The sequence below is a fragment of the Mycobacterium sp. NAZ190054 genome (assembly GCF_001545925.1).
Classification (GTDB): domain Bacteria; phylum Actinomycetota; class Actinomycetes; order Mycobacteriales; family Mycobacteriaceae; genus Mycobacterium.
Genome location: NZ_LMVQ01000310.1, coordinates 1 through 4,153, shown reverse-complemented (window position 1 = coordinate 4,153; position 4,153 = coordinate 1). Strand labels below are relative to the sequence as shown.

Below are 4,153 nucleotides of genomic sequence, written 5' to 3'. Positions count from 1 at the left end.
ACCGCGGTGCGCAGATCGAGGATCAGACCCTCGCCGATGGTCGACGACAGCCACCGGGTCAGCAGCGCGACACCGGTCTCGGCGAGCGCGACCCCGGCGATGACGACGGCCAGGGCGACCACCACCGGATCGATCCGGTCCACCGGGCGGCCCGCGGCGGCCGCGATGACGGCGTCGAGCAGACCGCGGGTGCGGCAGGTGCCGTAGGCCAGCTCGGTGGCGAAGGCGGCGTCCCGCCCACTGATCCCGCGGTCGCGCAGGATGGCCGGCAGGGCCAGGTTGGCGTAGGCGTCCCGCTCGGTCACCGCCCGTAACACGTCGAGGGCGGCCTGGCGGGCGGGATCGAGCCGTTTGCGCTTCATCGGGCCCACCGGGTCTCCTGCAGCCGGGCCCCCCGGGCCCAGTCGGCGGCGGCCATCGGCTTCTTGCCCGGCGGTTGCACCGTGCCGAGCAGCACCGCGGCCGAACCGGTCCCGACGTGGACGTGTTTCTTGTCCACCCGGATCTCCCCCGGCGCAAGCCCTTCGGGCCCGTCGGCGGGCACCGTGACCGGCCCGACCTTGACCCGTAGGTCACCGATCGTGGTCCACGCGCCCGGATTCGGGGTGACCGAGCGGATGCGCCGGTCGACGACGTGCGCGGGCAGTTCCCAGCGGATGCGCGCGTCCTCGACCGTGACCTTCGGCGCGACGCTGACCCCGTCGGCCGGCTGGGGCACCGCGGTCAGGGTGCCGTCCTCGATCCCGTCCATGGTGGCCTCCAGCAGGCCGGCGCCGGACACCGCGAGCCGCCCGAGAAGGTCTCCCGCGGTGTCGACGGGCCGGATGCTCTCGGTGACCACGCCGAACACCGGTCCGGAGTCGAGGCTGCGTTCGATCCGGAAGGTCGTCGCTCCGGTCACCTCGTCGCCGGCGGCCAGGGCCGCCTGTACCGGGGCGGCGCCCCGCCACGCCGGCAGCACCGAGAAGTGCAGGTTGACCCAGCCGTGGGTGGGCACCGCGAGCAACGCGTCGCCCAGCAGCGCACCGTAGGCCACCACCGCGCAGCAGTCCGGGTTCAGCGCGGCCAGCTCGGCGACGAACTCCTCGGAGTTGGGCCGGTCCGGTTTCAGCACCGGGATGCCGTGCTCGCCGGCCCGCATCGCCACCGGTGAGGGTGCCGGCCGGCCGCGCCGCCCGGCGGCCGCGTCCGGGCGCGTCACCACGGCGATCACCTCGTGCCGGGGCGAGTCGATCAGCCGTTGCAGCGACGGCAGGGCGGGTTCCGGTGTGCCGGCGAAGACGAGACGCACCGCGCCAGTCTAGGGAGCACGCTCACCGTGGCGTCTGGTAGTACTCCTTCTCGGACACCCCCGCCAGTGGGGCGACGAACATCCACGGGATCGTGGTGAGCTGCCGGTTGAGGGTCGCGACCGCGTCGTTGTAGTACTGCCGCGCGAACGCCAGCTTGTCCTCGGTGTCGGCCAGGTTGCGCTGCAGGTCCAGGAAGTTGTCCGACGAGTTCAGCCGCGGGTGGTCGCGGCCCAGCGCCAGCAGCGGTGCCAGCGCGGCGTCGAGTTGCCTTTCGGCGGCGCTGCGTTCGGCGACCGATCGGCCTCCGGTGGCCGACGCCAGAGCAGCGCGCGCGTCGGTGAGGTGGTCCAGGACGGACTTCTCGTGCGCGGCGAAGGTCTGCACGGTGTGCACCAGGCTGGGGATCAGCGACGCACGCCTGGTCAGTTCCACGTCGATGCCGGCGAGCGCTTCGGCGACCCGGACCTCGGCGGCACGAATCTTGTTGTAGCCCAGGACGAATCCGATGAGCACCAGTACCGCGACCACCAGCACGACGACCAGCAGGAACCTCACCATGAACCGCCTCCTCCGCCACCGCCGCCACCACCGCCACCGCCACCGCTGAAGCCGCCCCCACCCGAGGAGGACGAGGACGACGCCTGCGAGGCGGTGTACGCACCGATCGACGACGACAGCGCCGACTCGAAGCTGTCGAAGTCGGCCCCGCCACCCCCGCCGGCTCCCGAGCCGCTCGCCGACGAGGACGACGTGCCGTACCAGACCGGTTGGGGCGCGGCCGAACCGGTGTAGGCCTCGTACTTCTTCGCCCACAGCGCCGCGACCCCGGCCGCCACCGCGAACGGGATGTAGGCGGTGTAGAGATCTTGGCGTGCCGCGAAGTCGAACCGCGCCCCGGCGGAGTCGGTGGCCAGCAGGCGGTGGAAACCACCGGCGCGGGACCATAATTCGCGTCCGGCAGCGGTACGGCGGGTGCCCACCCCGTCCCGCCACGACGCCGCCGAGAACAGGAAGAAGGCCGCGAACGGCAGCGCCCACATGGTGGCCGGGAATCCCCAGCGGAAGAAGGCGCACACCATCAGCACGAACGCGGCCGCGTTGGCCGCACGCAGCCACAACTCCTTCTTGCGCGCGACGAGCAGACCCGACTCCAGCGCCCACTTCTCGACGGCCTTGGTCATGTCGGTCCTGGCCTTGCTGAGCCGTTCACCGGAGGCGGCGGTCTTCCGGGCGGTGAACGTGGACCCCCGGTTGCGCACCTTGAGCCGGGTGGCCACCGCCAGGCTCACCGGATCGACGTCGGCCCACTCGCGCGGCTCCGCGGCGCCCCGGACGGTCCACTCCTTGTCGCCGGTCTGCTCCAGGCGGACCAGACCTCGATCGGCGAGGTGGAACAACGTGGCGGTCACCCCGTTCTCGGGCACCGACTCGGTGCGGATGTACTCGGTCTGGACCGGGCCGAGCCCCGGCGGCGGGGCGTACTGCAGCGGGAATCCGGGAGAGCTCTCCAGAACCCGGCGGAACCAGACGATCGCCGCCAGCGCGGACAGCACCGTCAGCCCGGCCACCCACATCACCCCGGTCACCGACCGGCCCAGCACCCGGTCCCACGTGTACGGCCACGGCAGGCCCGCTCGGGGCGGGGTGGGGACGTCGACCCCGACACGGACGGTCACCGGGGTGCGCGGCGGCAGGGACTCGGCCGTCAGGCGCACCCGGTTGCCTTCCACGGACAGTTCGTCACACGCCCGGCCGGTCCCGAAACCGACCGAGCACTGGGCGGTTCCGGCCGCCCCGGGCAGGGTCACGGTGATGTCGGCGTGTTCGATGCGGTTGTTCCAGGCGGGGGCGATGACGTTCCAGAAGAAGACCGACGACAACGGTGAGGGCCCGGGATCCCCGGTGGCGCCGGCGAACTGCCGGTCGGCGCCGACATCACCGCGGTCGAGCACGCCGGGGATGGTGTAGCGGATCTCGAAGACGTGGGTGCCGTCACCGAGGTAGCGGTCGGGGTCGCCGATCTTGGCGACCCGGAACCGGCCGCCGTCCTCCCACAGCATCTGGTAGGGCACCGGTCCGCCGTCCAGCAGCACCGAGGTGACCTCGGGTTTCTGGCGCACATGCGGATCGTTCTGGTTGGCGATGTCCCAGTACCGGAAGATGCCGTGCCGGTCGGTGCTGTAGAACGCGGTGGTCAGCGTCTCGACGGCGGTCATGTCGCCGTCCGCGTCCACGGCGATGTCCACGTCGTAGTCGGTGATCACGACCGGGTCGTCGATCTCGGCGGGACCCGAGCCGCCGCCGAACAGCGTGGGCCACAGCACCCCGGCCCCGATCAGGATCAGCGGGATCAACGCTCTGACCAGGCGTCCCGCTGACATGCGCATCACCCTATGTGCAACGGATCGATCTGCACGCGAACCGGCTCCCGGTCGTGGCGCGCGCTCTGCACCGCGGTGGCGCGGCGCAGTGCGGCGGCCAGCGCCAGACCGCCGTCCCGGGGGACCCGCACCAGCATCCTGCTGACCGGTGCGTCGACAGCTGGGCCCTGCTGGGCCGCCAGGACCTGCGGGCCGCCGAGGACACGCTGCGCCGGTGGATGGCGGCCGCCGCGCTGGTACGCAGCCGCGCCGACGGGGGCGTGGTGGCCGTCGTCGCCGAGTCGGCGATCCCGACCGTGCAGGCGTTGATCCGGTGGGATCCGGTGGGCCATGCCGAATCCGAGCTGGACGCGCGTGCGGAGGTCGGGCTGCCGCCCGCGGTGCACATGGCGGCCCTCGACGGTGTCCCGCACGCCGTGACGGCGCTGCTCGGCGCCGCGCACCTGCCCGACGCCGGGGTCGGAAGAGCGTGGGGTGGGG

Annotated in this window: 4 protein-coding genes and 1 pseudogene; 1 reads left to right on the top strand and 4 read right to left on the bottom strand. The window is 72.5% G+C overall.

What is annotated here, in order from left to right; genetic code table 11:
- The 4 genes from ASJ79_RS19855 to ASJ79_RS19840 form a co-directional block, all read right to left on the bottom strand.
- Positions 1-362: transcription antitermination factor NusB (locus ASJ79_RS19855; protein WP_304439120.1), on the bottom strand; the 362-nt coding region annotated here is incomplete at its 3' end.
- Complete coding sequence (gene fmt, locus ASJ79_RS19850; RefSeq protein ID WP_067958870.1) at positions 359-1,291, bottom strand: methionyl-tRNA formyltransferase; 933 nt, start codon at positions 1,289-1,291, stop codon at positions 359-361. The genes fmt and ASJ79_RS19855, both read right to left, overlap by 4 nt.
- A 22-nt stretch (positions 1,292-1,313) precedes the next feature.
- Complete coding sequence (locus ASJ79_RS19845) at positions 1,314-1,850, bottom strand: LemA family protein (protein WP_067958867.1); 537 nt, start codon at positions 1,848-1,850, stop codon at positions 1,314-1,316.
- Positions 1,844-3,673 carry a DUF2207 domain-containing protein gene (locus tag ASJ79_RS19840; RefSeq protein WP_067958873.1) on the bottom strand — a complete coding sequence of 610 codons (1,830 nt, stop codon included), beginning with the start codon at positions 3,671-3,673 and terminating at the stop codon, positions 1,844-1,846. Before ASJ79_RS19840 ends, ASJ79_RS19845 begins: the two co-directional genes overlap by 7 nt.
- 152 nt (positions 3,674-3,825) lie before the next feature.
- On the opposite strand from ASJ79_RS19840, the pseudogene ASJ79_RS19835 reads away from it, so the two are divergent.
- Positions 3,826-4,153 (top strand): annotated as a pseudogene (locus ASJ79_RS19835) (primosome assembly protein PriA); the annotation flags it as partial.

Excerpts from the sequence above, each read along its gene's own strand:
- ASJ79_RS19845 (WP_067958867.1), bottom strand. The coding sequence starts at position 1,850 with ATGGTGAGGTTCCTGCTGGTCGTCGTGCTGGTGGTCGCGGTACTGGTG.
- ASJ79_RS19840 (WP_067958873.1), bottom strand. The coding sequence starts at position 3,673 with ATGTCAGCGGGACGCCTGGTCAGAGCGTTGATCCCGCTGATCCTGATC.